The organism is Stenotrophomonas sp. GD03777 (assembly GCF_029842485.1).
GTDB classification, from domain to species: Bacteria; Pseudomonadota; Gammaproteobacteria; order Xanthomonadales; family Xanthomonadaceae; genus Stenotrophomonas; species Stenotrophomonas sepilia.
On the sequence record NZ_JAOCGL010000055.1, the window covers coordinates 1 to 25876 of the forward strand.

Sequence of the window (25876 nt, forward strand, 5' to 3'; positions counted from 1 at the left end):
CCATTCAACGGTCAGCGCGGCTTGCGTGTCCGTTTCGGCTTTGCGGTATCACCGCCGCTGGCGGCGCCATCCTGCAGCGCCTGTAGCCAGGACAATGTGTCCACATAGTCGATGAAGTGGCGCAGGTAGCCGGGGCTGGCGGCCTGCATCATGTCGAGCATGCGCTGCACCAGCACCGCTGAGTTCAGCGGACCGCCGTCAGCCGGGGCCTCGGCGCGCAGCGAGCGGCGCACCTGCAGTTCGCTGCGCAGCTCCGACCATTCGCGCTGCACCTGCTGCAGCATCGGCACCTGTGGGTAATGCGGCAGCGAGCGCGACCCCGCATCAAGGTCACGCACCAATGCGCGCAGGCCTTCCAGCGCGGGCGGCTTACTTGCCATCCGCCGCCTTGGGCTTGGGGATCGGCGCGATTTCCACACGGCGATTGCGCGCGCGGCCTTCCTCATTGGCGTTGGAACTGACCGGCTGCTCGCTGCCGAACGCGGCGGCGAACACGGCGTCAGCCGGTACGCCATCGGCGATCAGGGTGCGGGTCACGGTCAGCGAACGCTGCGCGGACAGCTCCCAGTTGTCGGCGAAGCGGCGGTTGCCTTCGCGCACCGGCGCATCATCGGTAAAGCCGCTGACCATCAGGATCTCTTCGCGGCTGCCCAGATAGGCGGCCAGCGGTGCGGCCAGGCTGCGCAGCAGCTCCTGGCCCTCCGGCTGCAGCTGGTCCGAGTTCAGTGCGAACAGCACGCTGCCGCTGATGCCGATGCGGCCATCGACCAGGGTCACGCGACCGGCGGCCAGTGGGCCGGCCAGCGCCTGTTCCAGGGTCTGCAGGCGCTTGGCTTCGGCCTGGCGCTGCTTCATTTCCTGGTCCAGCCGCTGCGACAGCTCCAGCTGCACCGCGACCACACCCACCAGGATCAGCACGAACGCACCCAGCAGCACCGACATCAGGTCGCCGAAGGCGGCCCAGATCGGTGCGTGCGAGCCGCCATCGACCTCCAGCTCGTCGCTCATGCGCTACCGGCCTTGCCGCGGCGCGTGGCCAGCTGCTGCAGTTCTTCCATCACCTGCTTCTGCGACAGCAGGCTGAGGTCGACCACCTCGCGCGCCTGCGCCACGTAATAAGCCAGCTGCTCATCGCTACGGGCCAGCGAGGCATCCAGTGCGCCACCGATCTGTTCCAGGCGGCCGGAAAGCGCGGTGGCGGCACTGCCGAACTGCGCGACCGCTTCACCGAAGGCGCCGGCCAGCTGGCCGACGTCACCCGCGCTGCCGGTGAGTGCTGCCGCAATGCCATCCAGCTTGCCGGTCTCGGCCGCGATATGGTCGGTAAAGCGGTTGCCAACACGCTCCAGCAGCTCGGCCGAACCGCCAACCAGTGCGTCCACCGCGGTGCGCTGTTCGTGCGATGCGTGGTTGATTGCATCCAGCAGGGTCTGCACGGTGGCCAGCAGGCGACCGCGCTCTTCCAGCATCGCGTTGTCACGCACCAGGCTTTCAGAGAGCGTGCTGCGCAGCTCGTTGATGACGTCGGCAGCAGCTTTCGGTGCCGCTGCCGCGGTCTGCAGCAGGGTGGACACTTCGGCCAGCGTGGCGCTGGCCTGCGCGCGACCGTTCTCGCCGATCTGCTGCGCGGTCGCCGCCAGCGTGTCGCAGACCTGTTGCTGCTGCGCAGCCAGGCGTTCGCCATTGGCCTGCAGGCGCTCGGCCAGCTCGGTGGAAACGTGCTGCAGGGCATCACTCCAGCGCTGCAGGCGCTGTTCGTCGCCAGCCTGCAGTTGCGCCTGCAGGGCGGCGTGGGCCTGCTGCAACTCGGCGCTGACCGCGTCCCAGCGCGCTTGGCGCTGCTGCTCGCGGCTGTCCAGGCTGGCCTGCAGTTCGGCGTGCGCAGTCGCGGCGGCGGCCTGCGCGGCCTGCCACTGCTGCGAGCGCTGCGCTTCATGATCCTGCAGCAGTGACTGGTTGGCGCTGTGCTGCTGTTCCAGTGCCTGCAGCAGCGCCTGCGCACGCGCATCCAGATGTTCGCTGGCGGCGATCAACGCCTGCTGCTGGCGCTCGACCAGCGCGCTGTTGAGGGCCTGCTGCTGCTCGGCGGCGGCACGCAAGGCGTCTGCATTGCTCTGTGCATCGGCCTGCAGGCGCTCGCCGATGCGCGCGATCAACGCTTCGGCATGCGTGCCCTGGCCATCGCTGAAGGCCTGCAGGTGCTGGCGCAGATCACTCACCAGCGCCTGCTGCGCCTGGGTCTGTTCACTCACCACCTTGGCCCAGCTGGCTTCGGTGGCGACCCGGCTGCGTTCGAAACCGTCGCTCAGGCCGGCCAGCTGCTGCTGCACGGCCTGCTCGACGCGGGCATGCAGTGCTTCGCCGTGATGGGCCAGGCCAGCCAGGGTGGTCTCGGCCATCGGCTGCAGCGCGCCACCGATGGCCGCGGCGCTGGCTTCAGCACCTTCGCGCAGCGACTGCTGCAGCGACAGGGCCAGGCGTTCCTGCAGCGCTTGGCTCTGGGTCAGGAACTCGGCCTGGCCAGCCAGCAGGCGCTCATTGGCGGCGGCACTGTGCTGTTCAAAGGTGCTGGTCATCGCCTGCAGGCGGTCGACCAGCGCCGGCAGCGCGGCGGACTGCGCCTGCAGCAGGCGCAGCGATTCGGCACGCTGCCAGGCCTGCGAGTACGGATGCAGGTTGCTGGAAATGGCGCGGTCCAGCTGCTGCACGGCCAGCAGACGGTCACGACGCAGCAGCGCCGCCAGCAGGCCGAGCATGGCCGAGCTGGCCACACCGGCGATCGAGGTGCCGAATGCCACCGCCAGGCCCTGCACGGGCGAGGCCAGCGAGCCGCGGATCGCGGCCATGTCGGTCGCGCTCTGCAGGGCCAGGCCGGTGCCACGCAGCGTGTCCATCATGCCCAGCAGGGTACCGAGCATGCCCAGCAGCACCAGCAGGCCGACCAGGTACGGGGTCAGCACCGGTGCGGGCAGGGCGGTGCGCTCGCCTTCCACGCGCAGGCGCACGGCGTTGCGCAGGCCTACCGGCACGCGCTCCAGCCATGGGGCGAGGCTTTCCTTCGCGCTGGACAGGTCATTCAGTGCGGCGCGCAGGCCGTTGCTGGCCTGGCGGTAGCGGTACAGCTCCACGCCGCCGGCGATGTAGCAGGCCGCAATGATCGCCGCCACCGCTGCACCCAGCGGATGCACCGAAACGTAGCCAATGCCGATCCAGCACACGGCCAGCAGGCCGACAAGGAAAACAACGACATGGAGAGCAGTTCTGGACATGGTGTTCCGGTCAGTGGGAGCGCAGGGCGTCTTGCAGCCCTTCGATCGGGTGGAAGCGCAGCTGCAGCTCGGCGAGCAGCAGCGTGCGCATGTCATGGCGGAAGGCCGCGCGCCAGCCGGGCTGGCCATGCACGCGTTCAAAACGGGCGCCGAGCACCGCCGGCGCGGTGGCCAGCAGGCTGTGCTCGCGCGGGGTGAGTGTCTGTTCCATCACCGCATCAACCTCGGCCAGTCGCGCCAGCTCCGGCGAGACCTGTACCAGCTGGTCGCGCAGGCGGCCGCGCAGGCGCCCGGTGGCGGTCTGGATGGCCTGCTGCAGCACCCGGTAGCGCTGGCGCAGCGAAGCGAAGTTGGGTGCGGCAGCGGCCTCGGCCAGGTCCAGCAGGCGCTCGGCCTCGGCGTCCTCGCGGATCGAGGCCAGCAGGCTGGCATGGGCCTGGGCGCAGTCGGCCAGTACATCCTCGGCCCGCTCGGCAGCTTCGCCGGGCTCGGGCAGGCGTCCGCCCAACGCGCCGGACAGGGCCACGGCACGGCTCCAGTCCACCCACTGGCCGAGGCGATCGGTCAGGGCGGGACTGCTGGCCGGCATCGCGCCGTCGCTGAGACGGGCGAGCAGGCGGAGGAACTCCGGTCCACCCAGGACCGGCTGCGCTGCGTTCGCCATCAAGGGGTGAGGGGCCAAAAACCGTTGATTTTACAACCAGATGACCCCGGCTGGATGAAGGCGGGGCCTGGGTGGCGGTACCCGCAGGCGCGACAAGGCTTAGAATGTCCGGCTGCATCCACCCGTTCGACCCCTGGAGTACCCCCATGACTGTTGCGCAGTTCTACCCGATCGGCACCCCCGGACAGCCCTGGGGCGACGCGGAACGCGCACAGTGGCGGGCCCGCCAGCAGCGCCAGCGCAGCTACCACGATGACGTGGTGGCCGCCCTTGAGCGCCTGGACGACAGCGTTTTCGACGTGATCCAGTACGGCCAGCTGGACTATGCACCGGACCATTACCCGCTGTTCGCCGCGGTCAACCACGACTGGAACCCGGCGCTGCCGACCGCGCTGATCACCGGCGGCGTGCATGGCTACGAAACCAGCGGCGTGCACGGCGCCCTGCAGTTCCTGGAACAGCAGGCCGAGCGTTACCTGGGCCGGCTGAACCTGATCGTCGCGCCGTGCGTCAGCCCGTGGGGCTACGAGCGCATCCAGCGCTGGAACCCGGATGCGATCGATCCGAACCGCAGCTTCCGTGACGGCGGCCAGATCAAGGAAGCCGCCGCACTGATGGCCTGGGTGGGCGAGCGCAAGGCGAACCTGCTGGTGCACCTGGACCTGCACGAGACCACCGACAGCGACCTGAACGAGTTCGATCCGGCGCGCTGCGCGCGCGACGGCAAGCCGTTCGAGCGCGACACGATTCCCGATGGCTTCTATGTGATCGGCAACAGCGAAGATCCGCAGGCCGAGTTCCAGAAGGCCCTGATTGCCGCAGTGGCGCCCATCACCCACATCGCCCCGGCCGATGCCGACGGCAACCTGGTCGGCCTGCCGCTGCAGTCGCCGGGCGTGGTCTGGGGCGAGTCGCGTTCGATCGGCGCCTGCGCCGGCTTCACCGACGCACGCTTTGCCACCACCACCGAGGTCTACCCGGACAGCCCGCGCACCAACCCGCAGGAATGCAACGACGCCCAGGTGGCGGCGGTGTGTGCGGGCCTGGATTTCGCCCTGGCGGCGCAGTAGCGCGCCACGTTGCGGGCGGTGACCGGCATCAGCCGGTGCCGCTTCTTCGCCGGCGCGGCGGCCACAGCCGGCGAACCCGACGGGCGGCATCCGGCAAACACATCCAGATTACGCTGGTACACCGTGCTGCTGACCCCGAAAAGGCCCAGCAGCGAGTGGAAGATGTTGTCGTGGCTGTGCGCCCGTTGCAGCGCATTCCCACGCAGGCAGGCCATGTCCAGGCCCGCGTTGCGGCCGAAGTCCGATGAGAACCACATCACCATCGGCACCTGGGTCTGTTCGCGCGGGGCGATGAAGTAGGGCGTGCCATGCAGGTACATGCCGCGTTCGCCGAGCGACTCGCCGTGGTCGGACACATAGATCAGCGCAACGTCGCGCCGGTCCGAATAGCCTTGCAGCAGGTCGATGGTCTCCGCCAGCACCCGGTCGGTATGCACCAGGGTGTTGTCATAGGTGTTGACCAGCGCCTCGTTGCTGCAATGCTGGATCTGGTTGCTGTCGCAGGTCGGGCTGAAGGCCCGCGAGGCAGCCGGATAGCGCTCGAAGTAGGTCGGGCCGTGGCTGCCCAGCTGATGCAGCACGACCAGGCCGTCGCCGTTGATCGCGTCGATGCGTGTGCCAAGCTGGTGCAGCAGCACGTCGTCGTAGCAGGTGCCGTCGGTGTTGACGCACTGGCCCGCCACCTTCAGCGCAGGCATGTCCTCGGTCGGCACGCGCTCGCACACGCCCTTGCAGCCGCCATTGTTGTTGTTGCGCCAGAGCACGCTGACGCCGGTACGCTGCAGGATGTCGAGCACGTTCTCCTCGGTCGCCGCGCGAACGTTGTCGTATTGCTGGCGGGTCATCTGCGAGAACATGCACGGCACCGAGATGGCCGTTGCGGTTCCGCACGAGGAGACATCACTGAAGCTGATGACGCCTTCCGTGCGTGAGAGCCGGGGATTGGTTGCGCGTGGGTAGCCGTTGAGCTGGAAGTTCTGTGACCGCGCGGTCTCGCCGACGACCATGACCACCAGCTTCGGGCGCGGGCCGGGTATGCGCCGCGCGTCCATGCCGATCGGGCGCAGCGGTTGCTGGCGGGTGCTATGGAGGCTTTTCAGGTAACCGTGGGTATGGCGCATCACGTTCAACGGCAGTACCTGGTCGCGGATGTAGCGGTTATTGCGCAGCAGCGAGGAGTAGTCCTTGTAGAACGCAAAGCCGATCACCAGCAGCATCACCAGTGACGCCAGAACGTTGGCCGGCCACACCAGCAGCGACCGTATCGAACCCGCTCCGCTGGCGGTGCGCACCAGGGCAAGCGCTGCAGCGGGCATCGCGCCCAGCGCCAGCAGGGTCAACAGCAGCGGCAGCGAGAGATAGGCGTTCAGTTCGGCCTGATTGGTCTCGAACACGTTCTGCACCATGCTGCGATCGATCAGCACGTTGTAGTGCAGCATGAAATAGCTGCAGGCGGCGCTGGTGACGATGAGTACGGCCAGCAGCGGCTTGCGCACGAAGGGTAGTGCCAGCAATGGCGTCAGCAGCAGATTGAACAGGCAGAACAACACCAGCGGCAGGCTGGCCAGGAACAGGATGCTGCGCACACCGTTGAGATCGGTCAGTTCCCACAGCGACTTCCAGAGGGCGATGTTTCCAATCGTGGTGAAGAAAAACGCTGCGGCCCAGACCAGGATGATCGGATGGGGCCGTGGAAAACGGAGGCATTGACGCACGAGCAGGGTCCGCGGAACAGGAGTGCGCGCAGTATCGAAACGGCCTTATCAGGAAGTTGTCAGGATTGCCGGCCTAGCCCAGCAGGATCACGCCCCACACCGCGCCGACCATCAACAACGCGGTGGTCTGTGCGGCGCTGCCCATGTCCTTGGCGTTCTTCGACAGCGGGTGCTGCTCCAGCGAGATGCGATCAACCACGGCCTCGATTGCCGAGTTGAGCAGTTCCACCAGCAGGCTGATGAAGCAGACCGCCAGCACCAACGCGCGCTCGGTTGTACTGATGTCCAGCACGAACGCTGCAGTGATCAACAGCGCGTGCAGGAGCAGCAGCTGGCGAAAAGCAGCCTCGCCACGAAAGGTAGCGATGAATCCGTCTCGCGAATGGATCAGGGTGTGGAAGATGCGGCCCAGGCCGGTCTTGCCATGCGGGTACTTGCCGCTGTCCTCGGGGTGCTGCATGCCGTTTCCGCCGTGAAGTGAGCAATCCCCAGCATGTGCACGCACGTGTCAGGAAACCGTCAGGCGGGCCATTCCAGGCTGAACCGGCATCCCTGCTGCGAGGAGTGCACCGTCATCCTCCAACCCAGGTGCTCGACGATGCGCTGCACGATGGACAGCCCCAGTCCCTCGCCACTGTGCGGGCTGCCGGGCACGAAGCGCTGGAACTGCTGTGGGTCGATACTGGAGGGCAGGCCGGGTCCGGTGTCGGCGAAGGTGAGTGCGGTGTCGTGGAGGGTGATCCTCACTTCGCCCCTTTCGGTGTACTGGCAGGCGTTGCGCAGCAGGTTCCAGATCACGCTGTGTGCCAGATCTGCGTTGGTGTCCAGCACGGCGTCATGCCGGGCATCAAACGCAACGATCACCGGCTTGCCGGAAATCCACAGTTGGCAGCGCTCCATGCAGGATTCGATCAATGGGCGCAGGGCCACCTTGTTGCGCGGCACGGAGCCGGGGGTACGTGAGAGCAGCAGCAGGCAGGACAGCTGGCGCTGCATCTCCTGGGTAGTGCGCAGGATACGCTCCGCGCTGGGGACCAGGTGGCTGTCGGACGGAAGCTGGCAGGCAAGGGTTTCCGCAGCGCCGCCGATGATGGCCAAGGGCGTGCGCAGCTCATGGCTGGCATCGCCGCTGAAGCATTGCTCGCGATGCAGGAACCGTTCGAGCTCATCACTGTGCCGGGCGAAGGCACGGGCGAGTACACCGATCTCGTCGCGGGCGTCCTGACAGGGAAAGGGCTTCCGCCCGCTCTGCACGGCATCGGCCAACTGCGTGATGGGCGCGATGACGTGCGATGCCACCCTGCGACCGATCAGGAAGGCGCCGAGCACGCAGATCGAAATGACCACCGCGGCAAAGGCATTGATCAGGTGTTCCAGGTAGCCATAGGGTGCAGCGTCCTGCAGCAGGTAGTAGCGCTGGCCGCCACTGTCGAACACACGCAGGTGCCACTCGTCGGGTCCTGCTTCGCCGTGGTAGCCCAGGCCGTACTGGCGCAGCACCATCGGCACGCTATGGCTGTCGTACAGGTGGCTGCCCGGGGGCAGGGCGGGGCGCTCGCCACGGGCCAGTGCCGCCTGCAGCTTGTGCACGGCACTGTCCTGGGTCCGGGCGATGACCGCGGCCCGTACCTGGTCGTAGTCCACCTGTTCGGCCAGAACGATGAAGCCCATGGCGCCGGCCATCAGCAGCACGAACGAAATCGTGATGCGGGTGCGCAGGGTCAGGCGCCGGTAGAGAGCGGCGGGTGTCACGCCGGCATGCGCCAGCCGACGCTGTGCACCGTAGCGATCAGCGTGGTGTCGAAACTGCGGTCCACCTGCAGGCGCAGCTCATGGATGTGGGTACGCAGCGCGCCGCCGTCCGGTGGCTCGTCGCCCCAGACCAGGTATTCCATCTCCTGCTTGCGGACCACGGCGGGTGCCGCGCGTACCAGGCACAACAGGAGCTTGTGCGAGGTGGGCGTCAGCGCGATGCAGCGTCCCTGCCGCCAGGCCTGCGGCGACCGCGTATCGACCTGCAGGTCCTTCCACGCCAGTACGCTGTCGACCTGGCGGCCCTGGGCGCGTCGTACCAGGGCCTTGATCCGCGCATCCAGCTCCTTCAGCGAGAAGGGCTTGACCAGATAGTCATCCGCGCCCAGCGCCAGGCCCTGCACGCGGTCTTCGACCGGATCGCGCGCCGTCAGCATCAGGATCGGCACCGGATTCTGGAACTCCTGGCGCAGCTTCCGGCACAGCGCCATCCCGTCCAGGCGTGGCAGCATCAGGTCCAGCAGGATGGCATCGTAGTCGTTCTGCGTGGCCCGACGCAGGCCGCTGGCACCGTCGCGGGCGTCGTCCAGCACGTAGCCGATAGGCTCAAAGAAAGCGTACAGGTTGGCTACGAGCTCGGGGTTGTCTTCGATGATCAGCAGGCGGGTCATGGCGTGCGTCCTTGCGCGTGGCCGAACTGTGCCCGATCCCTGACTGATTGCCAATGCGCATGCTGAATGGATCGCGGCCTGGGTTCGGCCGCGTCAAGCGACGTTTAATGGGCCGGCATCTTCGGAAACGAACTGCCAGCCGATATCTTCCGGTTTGTCCGAAAAGAACAGGCTCATGTAGGTCGGCTTGTCCTTGTTGATCAACGAGGTGCGGAACGATTCGACCACCTGTTCGATGGCATTCACATCAGCCGATGATGGGCGCTGGCTTGCGTGGGCCGGCAGGCCTGCGGCGAGGCACGCAGCGAGAAGCGCGTTCTGGATTCCGGTGGTTCGCATCGTTCATGACGGCCTTCGTAGGGTGGAAGCGCCGCCGGGGCCACGGCTACAGGGCCCCGGCGCGCTCCGCATTCAACGATGCAGCGCGTCGATGATCAAGCCGGTCGCGATCTCCACCAACAGGTACTCGGTGTCGGACTGGCGCACCCAACGCTGGCCGCGACCCGGATTGCGCAGGTCATAACGCGCGTAATCGTCCACCCAGTAGCGGCGGTCCACTTCGGCCCAGGGCAGGCGGTCGCCACGACGCCAAGCCTTCTTCTGCCAGCCGGGCGGCGGCGCATCACGGTTGTGCGGGCCGCCAGCATGCGGCGGCGGGCCGTTGCCGCGGGCGTGATGCGGCGGGTCAGCGAAGGCGGGGGCCGCAGCCAACGCGGTGGCGGTGGTCAAAGCGATGGCAAGCAAACGTGTGGTCTTCATGGAAGTGCCTCCGTCATGGCCGCAGCATGCGGCGCTGTGGCGGGAATATAGGGCAGTCAGTGTGAATGAATACGGGTTTGGGCGGCACTTTTCTGAACAGACGGCGCGGCCTGCAGCCGCTGCCAGGCAACGGGTCACTGGACCCCGCCCGGGGCTGAATCTGTTGCAGCCCAGCCTCCACCCAACGACAGGAAAAGATCCATCTGCCGGTCAATGCGCTCCGCGCGCGAGACGGCCAATGCGGACTCCGCATCTGCCAGCGCGGCCTGGGCCGAAAGCAGGTCGAGAAAATCGATCCTGCCGAAACGGTAGAGCTGCTGCGCCTGTCCTGCGGCCCGCGCTGCGTCCCCATGCGCCTGTGCCAGGCTGCGCTCGCGTTCAAGCGCCTGCGTGCAGGCAGAAAGCGCAGTCTCGGTCTGGCGAAGTGCCTGCAGCACCGCGCCGTCAAAGGAAGCAAGAGCCGTATCTGCATTGGCACCGGCCGCTGCGATCCGGGCCTTGGCCACGCGGCGGTTGGGCCAGTGCCATGACAGCAGCGGCCCGACGCTCGCCCCGAAACTGTCGGCGGAAAGCAGCTGCCGTCGCATGCCCGCCGTGCCCAGGGACGCGCCCAGGGTGACCCGCGGATAAAGTTCCGCAGTCTCTACGCCGATCATCGCTGTGGCCGCGGCAAGGCTACGCTCCGCGGCACGTATGTCGGGGCGCCGCTGGAGCAGCTGCCAGCCGTCACCGACCGGCAATGCCTGCTGCAGCTCAGGGGGCTGTGGGCACCCTTCGGCCTCCCTGGGATAGTCTGCCGGGACTTTGCCCATCAGTGCGGCCAGTTCGAACAGTGAGGCCTGCCGTTCCGCCAGCAGGTGCGGTACCGCCGCCGCGCTGCGATTGACGGCTGCACCGGCACGGCTGACATCGAAGTCCGTTCCGCGTCCGCCCGCAGCCAGGCGTCGGGTTGCCTCCAGCGTGGCGCGCTGTATCGCCAGCACCTGCCGGGTTGCAGCGAGCGTGTGATTGCTTGTGCACACCTGGAGATAGGCACGGGTGACGGCCGCAGCGACGACCACGCGGACCTGGTCGCGTGCCGCAGCAACCGCCTCCGCGTCCGCGTTGGCGGCTTCGATGCCGCGGCGGATGCCACCTGCAAGATCCAGTGGATAGGAGAGGTGGAGGCCCAGCGCGTACGACTGCGGCGCGGCCGACGCCTGGGTGTAGCCACCGGCATGGACGAGCGTGCCCGATGCATCCACGTCGGCCTGCACGGCACCGCGCGCGCGATACTCCAGCACGGCAGCGCTGGCGCGCCGAAGGTTGGCATCGGCGGCGCGCAGGTCGGTATTGGCCGCCAGTGCATCGCGTACGTAGGCGTCAAGCTTGGGGTCGCCATACAGTTCCCACCACCGATCCGGTGGTGGGTCGTGGCTGAACGATGCCTCTTTGCCCGAGACGAACGCCTGCGCCGCGCGTGTGGAGGCAGCGACGGCATTCGCAGGCAGGTGATAGTCGGGGCCGGAGACGCAGGCCGTCATCGGCAGCAGCAGGGCAAGCAGCCCACCGCGTAGTGTTCGCAGGCTCACTTGCAGGTTCCCTGTGCCGAGGGCGTGATGGTCACACTCGCAGTGCGACCGACGATCAGGCGGGTATCCGGCCGCGCATCATCAATGCGGATGCGTACCGGGATCCGCTGTGCCAGCCTCACCCAGGTGTAGGTCGGCGCCACCGCCGGCAGCAGGTTGTGGGTGCTTGAGCGCTGATCGTCGGCAATGCCGGCGGCGATGGTATCCACGTGCCCGCGCACGTCGTGGTCGTCGCCCATCAGCCGGGCCACGGCGGCATCGCCCTCGGTGATGCAGGCCAGCTTGGTTTCCTCGAAATAGCCCTCGATGCGCAGGCTGCGGGTGTCGATCAGCGCCAGCGCCTGTGCCCCCGGCTGCAGGTAGTCGCCCGCGTGCAGGTCCAGGTTGGTGACGATGCCATCGGTGGTCGCACGCACCTCGGTGCGTTGCACATTGAGCCGGGCAACGCGCTGTTCGGCCCGCGCCTGCGCCAGGGCGGCCAGCTCGGTATCGACCTTGGCGGCATTGCGTTCGCGGGTTTCCGAAGCGACCAGGTTGCCCAGTGCGTTGTCCCGCGTCGATTCGCGGCGGGCCAGTGCCAGCGTGGCGCGTGCGCTGCTGGCCGCTGCGTCGGCCTTCTCAAGTGCGGCAGCGAAGCGCGGCTGGTCCAGCACCAGCAGCAGCTGTCCGGCGCTCACCCGCTGGTTGTCGTGCACCAGCACCTGGGTGACCAATCCCCCCATGTCCGACGCAACGCGCACCACGTCGGCGCGCACCCGCCCATCGCGCGTCCACGGGCGTGTTTCGTAACGCTTCCAGATGGACAGTGCGGCAACGACAGCAATCGCGAATACAAGCAGCGTAGCGCTCCAGCGCCCGATGACGGCAAGCAGGTGTTTCATTTCATTTCTCGAGCAGGGGCGAAAGCCGGATCATCAGCTCCGCCAGGATCACGAACAGGGACAGGCCCACCAATGGTCGCGCGGCGAACAAGCGGTACAGGCGGAGACTGGCGAGCAGGCGCGAGGTCAGTACCGACAGCGCCAGCGCGGCGACGGCCACGGCGAGCAGGCCGGGGATCAGCACGCCATCAATGGAGAGATCAGAAAACATGAGGTCAGTGCCGAAGGGTGAGCGCGGGTACCAGCAGGTCGCGACGTAGCCCGCAGAGCAGATGCAACAGGTGATCCCGATCAGCCCCGCTGCTGGCCGTCGCGGCCTCGCGCATGCGGTCGAGCAGTTCCAGAAGATGGGCATCGACACTGCGTGGCGCGTGCGAGCGGATCCTGAAATGTGCGGCGACGCGTTCGATCAGCGCCGCATGAAGTGCCCGAACGTGTGGGTTGTCCCGGCACTTGTCCAGTGCGCGGAGTTGGCTGGATGCACGTGCCGCACGAACATCCGCAAACAATGCCCGCAGGTCGTGCGCGGCGCTGGAACGGCCCTGCAGCCTGGGAGCGAGCAGCCCGATTCGATCCAGCATGCGGCTGAGCCAGGCGCGTGTCACATCACCTTGTCCGGCGGCGTGTCGTGCGATATCCCGACGGATCGAACGCTCCAGCCGTGCGCGGTTGCGGCCCGCATCGGCGGTCTGGAACAGCTGCATGCTGCACAGTGCCACCGTCGTACCGATGAACAACGCAACGCTGTTGTTGAGTGCGCCGACGATGTTGATCGCATTGGTCGCACCCAGGCCGGCGATGAGCGGGAAGGTCAGCACCACGCCCAGCGCGGCCATGATGAAGGGCGGCCGGGCCAGGAACGATCCGCACAGCAGCAGCACCGGCGCGAGCGCGGCGACCAGGCCGGCGATACCCGACAGCGAAGGAATGATCACCAGGGCGTACACAAGACCGACGGCGACACCGATGGCGGAGCCGACCAGGTAGCGCATGACATGCGGCGCTGGCGCTTCGATCGTGCCGAACAGCACGCACGCCGTGCCGATGATGGACACCGCCGTGGCGCCCTCCGACCAGCCGGTAGCGATCCACAGAATGCAGCTCAGCAGGATGCCGACGAACGCGCCCAGCGCGCTGCGCAGGGCAAGCCGATGATCCTGGTGAAGTACCGCACCCTGCACATGTCGCGCAAGGCGGGCAGGTACATGCCGGCGCCAGTCGGGACGGGCAGTGTGCAGTTGCGCCTGCAGCACGCGGCAGTCGGCGTGGGCGAGGTCGAGCTCCGTCTGTTGCGCGGCGAGGCCGGCCTGTAGCAGATCGCGCCAGCCCGTTGCATCCATCGCGCCGGCCTGTGGTGAACGCAGCCGGTCGATGGAATCTTCCACCGCGCTGGACAGCATCAGCACGTCCAGCATCCGGTCATGCAGGGCACGCAGGATCTGCACCTGGGCCACGCCGTGGGCGCTGTCGAAGGGCAGGTGGATCGACAGCACATGCAGCTCGAGCAGGTCGGCCGCCACTTTCGAGCGGTCCGTCGCCAGCACCGTGTCCGATGCGCCGGCGCGCATGTCCCGTGTCCATCGTTCCGCGTCATCCAGCACGGCAGCGACCCGTGCGTGCACGCGCGACGAAACCCGGCGCGGCAGCACCAGCCCATGTACCAGCGTAGCCGCCAGGATGCCGATGGCGATTTCCTGCACCCGCGTGATGGCGATGGTGAACACGTCTGCCGGCACCATCACCGCAGGAAACCCGATCAGGCTGGTGGTATAGCCGGCCAGCAGAAACGCATAGGCACGTGGCGTGCGGTCGAGCATCGCCAGATACAGGCAAAGCGACATCCAGGTGGCGAGCGCGGCGCTCAGCACCAGGGGTGCATTGGCGAAACGCGGCACCAGCACGACGGTGGCGACGGCCCCGCCCACGGTACCGAGCAGGCGGAACAGGCCGCGGCTGAGTGTCGCCCCGGACAGAGGCTGCGATACCAGATAGACCGTGCCGATCACCCAGAACGGGCGATTCAGGCCGATCCTTAGAGAGACATACAGCCCCAGCGACGCGGCGAGCAGGCATTTGAGCGAGAAGAGCACCGCCTCCTGGTCGGTCCTGAGGGCAGGGCTTTTCAATCGGGCAATTGCCTGGAACACGTGGGGGCGGAACGGGGAGGGGGAGTGCATGCGGCTCATGCTAGTGATCGGCCGCACTGGCGAATTTCGCTACAATGACAATCAATCGCTAAAACCGGTCAATGTGAGAATGGCTCGCATTTCGCTCCCCGGCTTTGACCTGGACCCGGACGAGACCGATCGCCCGGCGGTTGCCAGCCGCCTGCAGGTGGCCGAGCACGACGCGGAAATTCCGGTGCATGAGCATCGAAAGGGCCAGCTCATTCTTGCGCTGCATGGGGCGGTGACCTGCGAAGTGGCCAATGCGCTGTGGATCGTGCCGCCCCAGTGTGGCGTCTGGATTCCGGGCGGCATGCCGCACAGCAACCGCGCCACCGCAAACGCGCGCCTGTGCTACCTGTTCGTCGAGCCCGGCATCGTCGACCTGCCGGCGCAGTGCGTGACGCTGGCCATCTCGCCGATGCTGCGCGAGATGATCCTGCACCTGGCCGACGCGCCGCTGGACTATCCGCATGGCAGCCACACCGACCGGCTGGCGCGGGTGTTGCTGGACGAGCTGGTACAGATGCCGGCTGAGCATCTGTCGCTGCCGGTCAGCCATCACCCGAAGGTGCGTGCGCTGGCTGCGGCGCTTTCTGCGGATCCGACAGACCGCAGCACCATCGGCCAGTGGGCCGTGCGCCTGGCCCTGGGCGAGCGCACGTTGACCCGCCTCATCGAACGGGAAACGGGACTGTCTTTCGGGCGCTGGCGGCAGCAACTGCACCTGCTCATCGCCATTCGGGAACTCGCCGCCGGTGCACCCGTACAACGCGTTTCCGAGACGCTGGGCTATGAGTCGGTGACGGCCTTCATCACGATGTTCAAGAAGGCGCTTGGCCTTTCCCCGGCGCGGTACTTTGCGGTGCGCCTGCGTGGGCAGTAGCAGGGAACAGCGGGGGAAGCCCCTGCCTGGAACAGCTACTTTAAAGTGCCTGAGACAGATTGAATCGCGGCCACCACCGCAGCAGGATCCTCGCGCTGGAGGGTGTGCCCGGTCGCCAGGTAGCGATGCGAGCCGCGCGTGAATCCTGAGAAGAGCAGGGCGTGCTGTGCTTTCCAGAGCGCCTTGCCCGCTGCGGTCTCTTCGAAGAACAGCGGTTCGGCAGCCAGCTGGGTTGCAGTCAGCAGCGCTACCGGCACGTCCGGCATCGTGCGCGGGGTTTCCGCACCGGGTGCATCCAGCTGTTCGGTCAGCACGGCATAGTCGGCGGCCATGGCCGGCGGCAGCATTGCCTGCAGCTGGGCATCGTCTGCCTGCACGCGTGCACTGTCGGCCTGCTTGAACGCATGGCGCTGCCCCATCGTGGCCGGGTCCACCAGCACCAGGCCCTGCAGTCGCTCCGGATGGCGGCGTGCAAACTCCGTGGCCAGCAGGCCGCCATAGGAGTGACCCACCAGCACCACGCGGCGACCGGGAGCGAGCGTATCGATCACGGCCGTGAGGTCGGCCAGATGCGCATCGATGCGCTTGGGGTGACCGTCGCTGCCGGACTTGCCGAGTCCCGCACGGGCGTAGGTGATGCTGTGATAGTCGCGCCCCAGACCCGCGACCACCTCCTTCCAGGCGCCCGCGCCCTGGCCGAAACCGGATTCAAAGACCACGGTGATCGGGCCTGACCCCGTTTCTTCGGCCTGCAGTGCGTAAGCGCCTCGATCCACCTGGATTTCCCCTGCGTGCGCGGTGCCCACTGCGGCCATCATCGCGGCCAGCGCCCACAACGTCACTCGGCTGCTCTTCATTGCCGTTCCCCTGGGCCGTGCGCGTGCCAGTCCTTCCGATGGGTCAGGTCTGCAGCGGAGTGCCACAGCCTGGCGACCTCGCGACGGGTCGTGCTGGTAATGTAGTGAGGTATAACACCTGCTCCCTGTGCAGGAAGTCATGGTGCATGAGGTCGCTGCGCCTGCGCTGCGGGTTCTTCCGCCCCCCTATCAACGCGGCTGACCTTGCCGGCATCTGGTGCGTCGGATCTGACGCTGCTTTTGCCCTTTGTCGCCGGCGTTGCAGCAGTTGGAGGAAGGGATGCCGGCAATCTATTGGGTTGCATTGGGTATCGTCTGCGCTATGGTTGGAATTCAAACTGTGTATTGAGCCCTGTGAAGCTGACGCGCGGATGGTTTCTTGCACTATCTGTAATGTGGCTGGCCATTTTCACTTTGATGCTGTGGCTTGACCGAATATGGGATGCGTGTGGCGCGTTGCTAGCTGCGACAGCCTTCTTTCTCGTTGCCTTGAGGAGAAAGCAGCATTTGGCTGGTGGATCACAAGAGTAGCGTGCCTTCTCAGCCCCCTCTTCGAAGGGGGGGGGGGCTTGAGAATCTTGACTCCACCGGTAATCGCACCCCGCTGACCACTTCGGCAGGCACCGCCAGCTACACCTATCCCCCAACCAGCCATCGCCTGGCTGCGGTGGATGGCGAGGTACGCAACCATGACGCAGCGGGGAATACCACCAGCATCGGCAGCAAGACGTTCATCTACAACGATGCGAACCGCATGAACGCGGTGAGGCAGGGTGATGCCGTGCTGGAAAGCTACGGTTACAACCATCGCGGTGAGCGCGTGCTGCGCACCCCGGCCGGTGGCGCGGCGCAGATCACGCTGTACGACGAGGCAGGACAGTGGCTGGGCAACTACTCGGCCACGGGCCAGGCGCAGCAGCAGGCCATCTGGCTGGATAACTTCCCGGTGGCGCTGATCAATGTGCCGGCTACCGGCGTGCCGGCGTTGGCCTACGTCCAACCAGATCATCTGGGTACGCCGCGCGTGGTGATCGATTCGGTGCGGAATGTTGCAATCTGGGGGTGGGGCAACAAGAGCGAGGTATTCGGCAACCAGATTCCGAGTGCAGACCCGGACGGGGATGGTGTGGCGTTCGAACTGGCACTGCGCTTCCCGGGTCAGCAGGCAACGAGTGCGAGTAGGTTGTTCTACAACTATCAGCGCGAGTACGACCCATCCGTGGGGCGCTACTCTCAGAGTGATCCCATCGGTCTGGATGGCGGCATCTCCACATTCTCTTACGCTGAAAGCAATCCTCTGTCCTATGTTGATCCTCTAGGGGAAATGTCGCGACGCAAAGGTGAGCGCAATTTGACTCGCTCGCCAGATGGCACAGGCAACCCGGATAAGCATTGGAAGGATGATCCCAAGCGGCCAGGATGGGGTTGGCAGCTGGATGGCCATTCAGGCAAGCCGAAGTACAAAAAGAGACCGCACTACCTGCTTCCCCCAAAGGCAATCGGGCCGGGTCTGGTCCTCCGGGTTGCCCTTCAGGTAGCCTGTGAGAATGGCGACCTTGCCTCCTGCAAGACGCTCTGTACTCTGTTCCCTGAGGTCTGTGGCAATGTTGACTTCGCCGGACCCAATGTAGCGATGTGTTCAACTGAGGGGCCGTCGTTGAATTTGCAGTGATAGGCAGTGATCCGTCGATCTTCATGGTTCCAGGCACAATGCGGCCTGGATTCCGTGATGGTTCGCAGCATGCCTGTAGATGACAGGACGTGGAGTTGATAGTGAAGTCATTGCATTCGCGAGCGAAGATTGACTTGGCGCCCTTGACCGCAAGGGCTCTAAGAAAAATAGTGGGGAGTCTGTTCCATCGCCGGCACGACTATGGTGATTTCGAGCCCGAAGAACTGCTGGATGAGCTTGCGCGGCTAGGTGTTACAACGGCCAAGCAATTCAGACTGCTTATGAAAAAACATCGTCGCGCAATTCTTCGGGACGAGAGGGCGAAGATGTCTAGAAGAAAGATGCTCTACCTCTTGGACGAGTTCGGCCCTGAAGGTCTTGACATGCATACCAATACCTCTTGGTTCGCGACTTCGGGATTGGTGCGGCAAGCCATTGAGAAGGAATTCGGCTGGGAGGCATTTATCGCTTTGTACGATCGCCAGCCAGGCGCCGCCTCTGGTTCTTCTGAACAGTCGGCGCCCTAGCATGAAGTCCATTGCGCTTTGGAGAATGAAGCGCGAGGCCAAGAGGAGCGGTCTGCGAGTCGTTGGCAATTTTTTGATTGCGTTACATACGCGCGATGTTATCTCAGGTTTCACGTTGGATCCTGCGCCATCCTCTACCTATGTATGGACCTTCGTAATTCCGACATATGATGATTTGCCCTACCTGCACATGTCTCTAGGTCAGAGGATTGCAAGCGCGGAAGTGGATAAAGGTTTTTTCTGTGGAATGCATGAGGCGCATGCCAAAAAGCTTGAGACAGTGAGAACGGCGGCAGACTTGTTGCTCTATGTCGACAGTCTTGACTTCACAAGCGACTATTCGGAATGGGTAAAATACATATCCGCCATCCGGCTTGGCGATTTCGTGGCGGCGGACGCGACGCTGAAGACGCTTTTGAAGTTGCCAATGTCCAATGCTATTAAAAGTAGATTAGATGCGATTCTTTCTGTACTGAAGAATGGTGGTGAATCCGGCGCGCAGCATCTTTTGGAGGCGTGGTCTGTTCAGACGGATCGATCAGTGGGTGGCAGCTCCTGGGGCAGCGGACGGTAGCGAATCGTCGCGCTGCACGCAGCCCTAATGCAGCAGGGAATACCACGCTCTGACAGCAGATCGTTTACCTGCAGCGATACCAACCGCATGAACGCGGTGAAGCAGGGTAATGCCGTGCAGGAAAGCAACGCCTACAACCATCGCGGCGAGCGCGTGCTGCGTACCCCTGCCGGTGGAACTGCCCAGATCACGCTGTATGACGAAGCAGGGCAGTGGCTGGGCAACTACTCGGCCACGGGCCAGGCGCAACAGCAGGCCATCTGGCTGGACAACTACCCGGTGGCGCTGATCAATGTGCCGGTTACCGGCGTGCCGGAGCTGGCCTACGTGCAGCCGGATCATCTGGGCACGCCGCGTGTCGTGATCGATCCAGCGCGTGATGTCGCGATCTGGGAGTGGAGCAACAAGAGCGAGGTGTTCGGCAACCAGCTTCCGAGTGCCGATCCGGATGGTGATGGTGTGGCGTTCGAACTGGCATTGCGCTTCCCGGGCCAGCAAGACGGAAGCCGCTACCTTGTGCTGCCAAGTCTGATAAAAGGAAATCCGATCAATCAGACCGTTGATCCTTGCGAGAGAACCATCAAGAATGTGGCTTTGCCAGGTCACCAATTGGCGGATCGGTCACTATTTCAATTCAACAGAGGAGCGGTGTGGTGGGTGCGCATATCGTTGGAGCTGTTATCGGGCCGAATCCGATCATGAATAAGCTTATGGGGCCGATGATTTTTGAGTATCTCGGTTCCCGCGCTGCGAGGTCTTTGGGGCCATGAATAATGTGCTAAAGAAGGGCTCAAGGCGCCGATTGGTGTTCGCTCTGTTTCTGCTCGTATGGTTCGTAAAATCTATTTTGGGATTCATTGCTGTCGCAGGACGAGATGCTCCCGGCTACCCGGGCGCTGTGAGAGGCTTCCCATATCCGTATCTTGGAGATGCGACATTTTACGTTGTAATACCGGCTATGTTTGTAGGGCTTAACGTGATCATGTTTTTGTTCGCGAGCAGGATTCCGAAATGGTTAGCCATCATCGTTGCGGGGCTGCAATTATTTACTCTGCTGATGCTCCTGTTTCTTGGTGCAGGAGGAATTTAAGTGGGCTGCATATCCGAAGCCCCGCCACGCGGGGCTTCTCTTTCACCTGCAACGATGCCAACCGCATGAGCTCGGTGAAGTTGGGTGACGCCACAATTGAGAGCTACGGTTACAACCATCGCGGCGTGCGCGTGCTGCCTACCTCGGGTAGTGGCGTAGCGCAGATCACCCTGTACGACGAAGCAGGGCAGTGGCTGGGCAACTACTCGGCCACCGGCCAGGCGGAGCAGCTGGCCATCTGGCTGGACAACTACCCGGTGGCGCTGATCAATGTGCCGGCTACCGGCGTGCCGGAGCTGGCCTACGTGCAGTCGGATCATCTGGGCACACCGCACGTGGTGATCGATCCGGTGCGCGATGTGGCGATCTGGGAGTGGAGCAACAAGAGCGAGGTATTCGGCAACCAGCTTCCGAGTGCCGATCCGGATGGCGATGGTGTGGTGTTCGAGCTGGCGTTGCGCTTCCCGGGCCAGCAGGCCACGGATGCGAGCGGGTGGTTCTACAACTATAGTGGTTCGATAACTATAGTGGTTCGATCAAAACATCAAGGGCGACTCCACCGCTGACTCCGCTGCGGATCAGCTGGCAAACCGCCTCGGACGATCATCTGGACAAATGAGCCGTACGCGGAGTTGCTCGCAGATGTGCGGGAGCTATCGACCCGGTGGAAACTTCCCTTGCTGATGACTCGGATGCCTCAGATGTACGCCCCCAAGCTGCTCCCAATCGTGACGCTGTCAATCGCACTTTCTGGTTGCATGGAAGTTGCCAGCACCGAGTATGCAGACCGCAATCAAGCCGTCTCAAGGCAAGCAATCGGTGAATCCAAATGGTTGCCTTCATGGTTGCCAGAAGATGCAGTCAATATACGCGAGTCGCACGACATTGACACAAATGAATCGTGGCTGGTTTTCCACCTGACCAGCGGGGTTCTTACTTTGCCCGGAGAATGTAGGCTGGTGAGCAGGCCGGAGCTGTTCGGCGCGCGAGTCATGCGGAGATTTCCTCAGTTTGCCCGCAGCGCGTGGTCACGAGCATCAAGCTACTCCGGGAAGTTCTATCTGTGCCCGGAGGGTGATGTTGGTCGCTGGGTCATGCGCGATGAAGAGCTGGGCCTTGTTTACAGCGGAATAGCGCTATAAGTGGCTGGGCGGTCTCGCCTGGGAAGCGAAATGCGTGGCTGGCACTTTGCGATGTCCTTTCCCGGTGCCTGATTCGCTACTTTCCGGCCGAGCGTCGAGGTCGGGCATGGGTCACATCGACCTCGCCACTGGCCATGTTCGCGAATGGGAAGGCGCTGTCAGAGCATCGCAGGTTCCGGCAGGTCCTGGGGCGCGTGGCCGTGATGACGACTGTATGGGAGGGGATCTGGGATGTCGGCTCCATGCTCTATTGCGGCTGCAGCGCAGGCGGTGGATGGAGGCGAATGGAAATGAAAGAGAAAATGAGAGAAAGAGAGGCGCTGTCGCCAACTGGCTTCTATGACCAATACTATGCGGACAGTGGCCTGGATCAGGAAACCGTAGTGGAGCTGCTGGAGCATGTTGCAGACGAGCTTCGTTTGCCCTCCGGGAAGCTCCGTCCTGGAGATCGATTTTCGAAGGAACTGTCGCCTGGTGAAGCTGATGGCTGGGACTCGGGGTATGGAGTTTTAATATTCGAGCTTCAATCGCTCGCGAAAGAACGGGGTATTGCAGTCAATCGGCGGGTGGATTCGCTCGACGACTACATTCGTATCATGGCGGGTATCTATTGATGAGGTTGATGCGTACCTGAATGGTTGTATGCGTGAGACGTCGCAGTGCGTACTGAGGATCCGAGGATGCGAAAGGTGAGGTGTGCCGCAGCTGTCATGGCCGGTCTGGTTCTGGCCGGCTGTGCAACATTGGGTGGCGATATGATCGTGCGCGTCTCGGGAAGCGTGCCGCCTGGTCAGGGTGACGTTCGCGCTCTCGATTGTGAGCTGAGCATGCTCGGGGAGGGCGAAGGTGTAGTTTCGTCGAAACCGGTTGGAAGCACATTCGCGGTCCCCATTATGGTCGTTGCAGGGCCGGAACCCCAGAGCTACCAATTCGCCGTTGAATGCTCGGACGGCCGGAGGTTCGCATCCAAGCCGGTGCTGATCAGTAGTCGGCGCTCCTATGCTCGGGATCTCAACCTTGGGGAGCTTCAGGAGTGGTGAGAGAGAGGAAGGGGCGGACGAGGTCGCACCACCGTGGTATGCATCTGGTGGATTCCAGTAGATGAACCAAGATTTCAACTCTCTCGAATGGTGTGACGCCACGTTGCTGGCCATCAACATTGATAGGAGCAAACCTGGCGTATGCGACGAGGTAAAGGTCCACGTGCGCTGGCCGGACGGCCGGCAGGCAACCGTCTGCTTCTCGGAAGCCTACGGGTGCTCGGCGCTCATGAACTTCGGCGTACTGGGGGAGGAGGGAATAGAGTTCGCCAGGGTCGAGGACGACGAGCCGGGGCTTGCTCATCTTCTTGATCGTTGGAAGGCGGTCGGCTATCCGTTGTCCGGCCTGAAGTGTTTCCGTATCGAGACCACCTCGACCGGAAGCGTCATTCTCATCTACGCCAGGACATGGCGGATCGAGCATCTGCCGATGGCGGGTGCAGTGCCCTGAAGGACATTCCGTGCCAAGATTCCTCACCCCCGACAAGGTCTCCCTCATCCAAGGGAAGCGGCCTGAGAAGACCGAGCGGAGATGTGTTTGGGGTCATGATTTTTGGCCCTGCGGCGACGTTGTCCGCCACACTCTGCAAACTGGGGCCTTGATGATGGTGAGGATCCTGACAGCACTACTTCTGATTGGAGTCGGACTTGGATTCTCTGGCGGCGCATGGGCTGTAGGAAAGCGGCCCTTCAAGATGATCCAGTTCTGCGTGCATGACCAAGAGGGCGTGAATCGGTTCAAGCAGACCCTCAGCTCTATCGCCAACGACGAAGGAATGCAGTACTTCGATGGCAGCGCTGAATTGGATCGCCAGCTTGCCAGAGCAAAGGTGGACGTGAAGCGCCCTGTCGTCTACGTCGGAGTGAAGCGGGAAGATGGCTCTGGACTGGAGGCGGGGAACTTCGGATTGGATCGCTTCGAGATAGCCATCGGCTTCTCTGAAGGGAAGATGCCCGCCGAGGCACGGTCATTTTCTTTCCGCGTCGAACGCACCTTGGCCGAGCGCTGGAATGTACTCGCGATTCCCTCGGCGAAGGGCGCTACGCCGCTGGCATGTCGGGTGGAAGGCGGTTCTCGCTGAAGGGCGTTGCACATGACATTCACCCTTCGGGCTGCAACCGCCCCACCGCCTGGGCGCACAGCGACTGGCAAGCCATGACCAACCCCTCCATCACCCGGTCGCCCACGTACTGCCCGGGTTCGCCGTTCTGCCGGGTGCGCTCCGCCGCCAGCAGCATTTCCAGCACCACCCGCAACCCGCTCAGCGCGCAATCGGCATCGGCGAGGGCCAGGCAGCGACCGGGCAGCTGGTGACGCTCCGGCCAGGGTTGCCCGTCGGCCGCCGCACCGGAGCCGATGCGGTGGAGGTTGGCAATGAAGGTGTTCCTGTCCACTGGCGGCGCGGCTTGTGGCGAACCGTCGTCGCCGGCGGTGCTGCAGTAGGCGTGCAGATGCGGGAAGTCCGACTCGTTCATGGCAAGGCTCCGTGCAGGGCAATCGGTAGCCGCCACCCATAAAAGTGGCGGGCGGTACGTGGTTCGAATCCGGGTTGGTCCCAAGCCGGTGGGCGCGAACGCCCCCACGCACCGCCCGCCATAGCCGGCAGACGGATTGCCAGCCGGCGCCACGGAATGTGGACGCCGACTGGCAAGCGCAATCACTCAGGACCAACTCGGGATTCGAAACCCGGCCACCCTTTTCCGGTGGCACGCCATCTGAGCCCCTGGCGCTGTGCAATGCCAATCAGAAGAGTTGCAAACATCACTCGATTGGAGACGCTTTCGGCATTCTCCCATGCTGTTAAGCACTGCCAGCGCTGGCTGGCGCGGCGGTCCGCCCGCACCGTGCAATCTGCGACAGATGTCGAGGTTGGGGGGCGTTAGGGAACAAAGGGGGAGGGGCGATGACGACAGGCTCTGCGGGGAGCGACCTGTGTCGAGCATGGCCCGCGTCTACAGGCGCCAAAGCGTGACGTGCGACTCGGGTTGACGTTCCCAGCCACCAAGCGCAGGCTTGTTCAGCACGTTTCCTAAACAGAAGGAGACTTATGACCGCCACCGCTTCGCTGCACCCCACCCCCGACACCCAAGGCCGTTCCCGCCTGTGGAGTGTGTTCTGGCTGCAGGGCGTCATTCCCAGCAACATTCTGTGGGCGGTGGCCCTCTGGGCGCTGGCCAACCAGCGCACCCCGCTGCTGCTGGGGGTATTTGCCGTGCTGCTGCTCTATACCGGCTGGATCATCCCGGCGGTCTGGCGGGCGGCGCCCACCGCGCACAACCCCAACCTGGGCGTGGCGGCGCGCGGGCTGACCGTGGCCTGGGGGCTGAACACCGTGCTGGTGATCTTCTTCCTGACCCTGCAGCTGGTGGCTCAATAGAACTGAACGGGCTCGCCGCCACGGTCGAAGGCGGCGAAGCGGCCGATCTGACCGTCATGGATGGCGTTGACCATCAGCTGCAACGGGCGCGCGGCTTCGTCGCTGTTCGGCGCGAAACCGCCACGGCCATCCAGCGCCGCTACGAACACCAGGTCCCAGTCGATGCCGGTGGTGGTCGATTCGGCCGCCAGCGCCTGGAAGCTGGGCACCTCGGCCGGCAGCTTGTCCACGCACAGCACCGGCGACAGGGTGCCGCCCTCGCGGCGGTCATGCCGGTCGCGCTGGTCGCTGGTGGGCGATTCGGGCAGCTCGGCGCGCACGAATACGAACAGCAGGCGTTGCGGTTCAGCCTGCTCGCCGGCGGCGTGCAGCAGTTGCTGGAAATCGTTCATCATCATGAGGGTTGTCACACGCCCGCTGCACGGAAAGCCGCATGCTGCCACAACGCCTTCCGCGCGGGGCCGAACGCGATTGATTTAAGTCATGCCGATGGAACTGAAGGCCGCGTACTCTGGCAATCGTTCCAGCAGGCGAGGGTATCCGGGCCGTTCCGGGCACAGGCAAGACGGTGGAGCAACAAGGTGGACCAGCCATGAGCCAACTCACCGACGGTTTCGGACGCAGCTTTCCGTACCTGCGCCTGTCGTTGACCGAAGCCTGCAACTTCCGTTGCAGCTACTGCCTGCCCGACGGTTACCAGGCCGATGGCCGCCCGCGCTTCCTGCAGGTGGATGAAATCGCAAGGCTGGTGCGTGCGTTTGCCGCGCTGGGCATGAGCAAGATCCGCCTGACCGGCGGTGAGCCCAGCCTGCGCAAGGACCTGGACGAGATCATCGCCACCGTGGCGGCGGTGCCGGGCATCCGCAAGGTGGCCATCACTACCAACGGCACGCTGCTGCCGCGGCGCCTGCCGGGCTGGCACCGGGCGGGCCTGACTGCGCTGAACGTGAGCATGGACAGCCTGCAGCGCGAACGCTTCAAGACCATCACCGGCCATGACCGCCTGCCGGAGATCCAGCAGGGCCTGGCGCTGGCGCAGGCGTTGGGCCTACCGGCGATCAAGCTCAACGCGGTGCTGCTGCGCGGCCTGAACGACGACGAGCTGCCGCAGTGGATGGACTACCTGCGCGACCGCCCCTTCAGCGTGCGCTTCATCGAGCTGATGCGCACCGGCGACAACGAAGCTTATTTCC

The 25876-nt window shown here is 64.5% G+C and carries 27 protein-coding genes and 4 pseudogenes; 14 read left to right on the top strand and 17 right to left on the bottom strand.

The genetic code is table 11. From position 1 onward, the window contains the following. Positions 1-11 precede the first annotated feature (11 nt). Genes N5E02_RS12725 through N5E02_RS12740 form a run of 4 tightly spaced genes read right to left on the bottom strand, consistent with a single transcriptional unit; the run spans position 12 to position 3933 of the window. Positions 12-380: a DUF2894 domain-containing protein gene (locus tag N5E02_RS12725; RefSeq protein ID WP_065179208.1), complete on the bottom strand. Its 369-nt coding sequence runs from the start codon at positions 378-380 to the stop codon at positions 12-14. Next, the gene (locus tag N5E02_RS12730) at positions 370-1008 is read right to left on the bottom strand and encodes an OmpA family protein (protein ID WP_065179209.1); all 639 of its coding nucleotides are present in this window, start codon (positions 1006-1008) and stop codon (positions 370-372) included. Before N5E02_RS12730 ends, N5E02_RS12725 begins: the two co-directional genes overlap by 11 nt. Beyond that, on the bottom strand, positions 1005-3269 hold the full coding sequence (locus N5E02_RS12735) for a DUF802 domain-containing protein (protein ID WP_279946327.1): 2265 nt from the start codon (positions 3267-3269) through the stop codon (positions 1005-1007). The genes N5E02_RS12730 and N5E02_RS12735 overlap by 4 nt, the downstream gene beginning before the upstream one ends. 10 nt (positions 3270-3279) lie before the next feature. Continuing rightward, positions 3280-3933 (bottom strand): DUF3348 family protein, encoded by a 654-nt coding sequence (locus N5E02_RS12740; protein ID WP_065179210.1) that lies wholly within the window; start codon positions 3931-3933, stop codon positions 3280-3282. Positions 3934-4079: 146 nt separating this feature from the next. Here N5E02_RS12740 and N5E02_RS12745 point away from each other — a divergent pair, with 146 nt between their 5' ends. Next, positions 4080-5003 (top strand): M14 family metallocarboxypeptidase, encoded by a 924-nt coding sequence (locus N5E02_RS12745; protein ID WP_065185705.1) that lies wholly within the window; start codon positions 4080-4082, stop codon positions 5001-5003. Here the strand turns inward: N5E02_RS12745 and N5E02_RS12750 are convergent. The 10 genes and pseudogenes from N5E02_RS12750 to N5E02_RS12795 all read right to left on the bottom strand — a co-directional run bounded on the left by N5E02_RS12750 (position 4907) and on the right by N5E02_RS12795 (position 14538). Continuing rightward, positions 4907-6718: a phosphoethanolamine--lipid A transferase gene (locus N5E02_RS12750; protein ID WP_065185704.1), complete on the bottom strand. Its 1812-nt coding sequence runs from the start codon at positions 6716-6718 to the stop codon at positions 4907-4909. The genes N5E02_RS12745 and N5E02_RS12750 overlap by 97 nt on opposite strands. Before the next feature lie 73 nt (positions 6719-6791). Next, complete coding sequence (locus N5E02_RS12755; protein ID WP_279946328.1) at positions 6792-7178, bottom strand: diacylglycerol kinase; 387 nt, start codon at positions 7176-7178, stop codon at positions 6792-6794. Between the two features lie 59 nt (positions 7179-7237). Then, positions 7238-8470: a HAMP domain-containing sensor histidine kinase gene (locus tag N5E02_RS12760; protein WP_279946329.1), complete on the bottom strand. Its 1233-nt coding sequence runs from the start codon at positions 8468-8470 to the stop codon at positions 7238-7240. Beyond that, positions 8467-9141 carry a response regulator transcription factor gene (locus N5E02_RS12765; protein WP_279946330.1) on the bottom strand — a complete coding sequence of 225 codons (675 nt, stop codon included), beginning with the start codon at positions 9139-9141 and terminating at the stop codon, positions 8467-8469. Before N5E02_RS12765 ends, N5E02_RS12760 begins: the two co-directional genes overlap by 4 nt. A 117-nt stretch (positions 9142-9258) precedes the next feature. Continuing rightward, positions 9259-9480, bottom strand: a pseudogene (locus N5E02_RS12770) (nuclear transport factor 2 family protein); the annotation flags it as partial. 72 nt (positions 9481-9552) lie between these two features. Continuing rightward, on the bottom strand, positions 9553-9900 hold the full coding sequence (locus tag N5E02_RS12775; protein WP_021204235.1) for an RcnB family protein: 348 nt from the start codon (positions 9898-9900) through the stop codon (positions 9553-9555). Positions 9901-10034: 134 nt separating this feature from the next. After that, entirely contained in the window at positions 10035-11471 is a 1437-nt protein-coding gene (locus N5E02_RS12780) for an efflux transporter outer membrane subunit (protein ID WP_279946331.1), read from the bottom strand. After that, positions 11468-12352: a biotin/lipoyl-binding protein gene (locus tag N5E02_RS12785; protein ID WP_065185699.1), complete on the bottom strand. Its 885-nt coding sequence runs from the start codon at positions 12350-12352 to the stop codon at positions 11468-11470. The genes N5E02_RS12780 and N5E02_RS12785 overlap by 4 nt, the downstream gene beginning before the upstream one ends. Before the next feature lies 1 nt (position 12353). Then, positions 12354-12563: a DUF1656 domain-containing protein gene (locus tag N5E02_RS12790; protein ID WP_279946332.1), complete on the bottom strand. Its 210-nt coding sequence runs from the start codon at positions 12561-12563 to the stop codon at positions 12354-12356. Positions 12564-12567: 4 nt separating this feature from the next. Next, positions 12568-14538 carry an FUSC family protein gene (locus tag N5E02_RS12795; protein ID WP_279946333.1) on the bottom strand — a complete coding sequence of 657 codons (1971 nt, stop codon included), beginning with the start codon at positions 14536-14538 and terminating at the stop codon, positions 12568-12570. A 70-nt stretch (positions 14539-14608) separates the two neighbouring features. On the opposite strand from N5E02_RS12795, the gene N5E02_RS12800 reads away from it, so the two are divergent. Next, positions 14609-15403, top strand: a complete 795-nt coding sequence (locus tag N5E02_RS12800; protein ID WP_058981714.1) for a helix-turn-helix transcriptional regulator — start codon at positions 14609-14611, stop codon at positions 15401-15403. Positions 15404-15438: 35 nt separating this feature from the next. Here the strand turns inward: N5E02_RS12800 and N5E02_RS12805 are convergent, their stop codons facing one another. Then, a complete protein-coding gene (locus N5E02_RS12805; protein ID WP_065185697.1) occupies positions 15439-16260 on the bottom strand; it encodes an alpha/beta hydrolase in 822 nt (273 codons plus the stop codon). A gap of 580 nt (positions 16261-16840) precedes the next feature. Between N5E02_RS12805 and N5E02_RS12810 the strand changes: the two are divergent. The 10 genes and pseudogenes from N5E02_RS12810 to N5E02_RS12855 all read left to right on the top strand — a co-directional run. Next, positions 16841-17581, top strand: a pseudogene (locus N5E02_RS12810) (RHS repeat-associated core domain-containing protein); the annotation flags it as partial. 452 nt (positions 17582-18033) lie between these two features. Beyond that, on the top strand, positions 18034-18459 hold the full coding sequence (locus N5E02_RS12815) for a hypothetical protein (protein WP_065185773.1): 426 nt from the start codon (positions 18034-18036) through the stop codon (positions 18457-18459). A 1-nt stretch (position 18460) separates the two neighbouring features. Further along, positions 18461-19033, top strand: coding sequence for a hypothetical protein (locus tag N5E02_RS12820; RefSeq protein ID WP_279946334.1), 573 nt, complete (start codon positions 18461-18463; stop codon positions 19031-19033). Between the two features lie 14 nt (positions 19034-19047). Then, positions 19048-19531 (top strand): annotated as a pseudogene (locus tag N5E02_RS12825) (RHS repeat protein); the annotation flags it as partial. Positions 19532-19838: 307 nt separating this feature from the next. Next, positions 19839-20123, top strand: coding sequence for a hypothetical protein (locus tag N5E02_RS12830; protein WP_164229610.1), 285 nt, complete (start codon positions 19839-19841; stop codon positions 20121-20123). Between the two features lie 32 nt (positions 20124-20155). Then, positions 20156-20632, top strand: a pseudogene (locus tag N5E02_RS12835) (RHS repeat protein); the annotation flags it as partial. A gap of 192 nt (positions 20633-20824) precedes the next feature. Continuing rightward, positions 20825-21265, top strand: a complete 441-nt coding sequence (locus N5E02_RS12840) for a hypothetical protein (protein WP_279946335.1) — start codon at positions 20825-20827, stop codon at positions 21263-21265. A 290-nt stretch (positions 21266-21555) separates the two neighbouring features. Beyond that, positions 21556-21879 (top strand): hypothetical protein, encoded by a 324-nt coding sequence (locus N5E02_RS12845; protein ID WP_138951632.1) that lies wholly within the window; start codon positions 21556-21558, stop codon positions 21877-21879. 487 nt (positions 21880-22366) lie between these two features. Beyond that, positions 22367-22756: a hypothetical protein gene (locus N5E02_RS12850; protein WP_070489794.1), complete on the top strand. Its 390-nt coding sequence runs from the start codon at positions 22367-22369 to the stop codon at positions 22754-22756. A 151-nt stretch (positions 22757-22907) separates the two neighbouring features. Then, complete coding sequence (locus N5E02_RS12855; RefSeq protein ID WP_240431616.1) at positions 22908-23387, top strand: hypothetical protein; 480 nt, start codon at positions 22908-22910, stop codon at positions 23385-23387. A 19-nt stretch (positions 23388-23406) separates the two neighbouring features. Here N5E02_RS12855 and N5E02_RS12860 read toward each other — a convergent pair whose 3' ends face one another. Beyond that, complete coding sequence (locus N5E02_RS12860; RefSeq protein WP_164282633.1) at positions 23407-23781, bottom strand: hypothetical protein; 375 nt, start codon at positions 23779-23781, stop codon at positions 23407-23409. Between the two features lie 572 nt (positions 23782-24353). Between N5E02_RS12860 and N5E02_RS12865 the strand changes: the two genes are divergently transcribed. Further along, positions 24354-24683 carry a hypothetical protein gene (locus N5E02_RS12865; RefSeq protein WP_019659894.1) on the top strand — a complete coding sequence of 110 codons (330 nt, stop codon included), beginning with the start codon at positions 24354-24356 and terminating at the stop codon, positions 24681-24683. Here the strand turns inward: N5E02_RS12865 and N5E02_RS12870 are convergent. After that, on the bottom strand, positions 24677-25081 hold the full coding sequence (locus tag N5E02_RS12870) for a ribonucleotide reductase subunit alpha (protein ID WP_065185691.1): 405 nt from the start codon (positions 25079-25081) through the stop codon (positions 24677-24679). The genes N5E02_RS12865 and N5E02_RS12870 overlap by 7 nt on opposite strands. 194 nt (positions 25082-25275) lie before the next feature. Here N5E02_RS12870 and N5E02_RS12875 point away from each other — a divergent pair. After that, positions 25276-25876 (top strand): radical SAM protein (locus N5E02_RS12875; protein WP_279946336.1); only part of this gene is annotated, 601 nt, incomplete at its 3' end.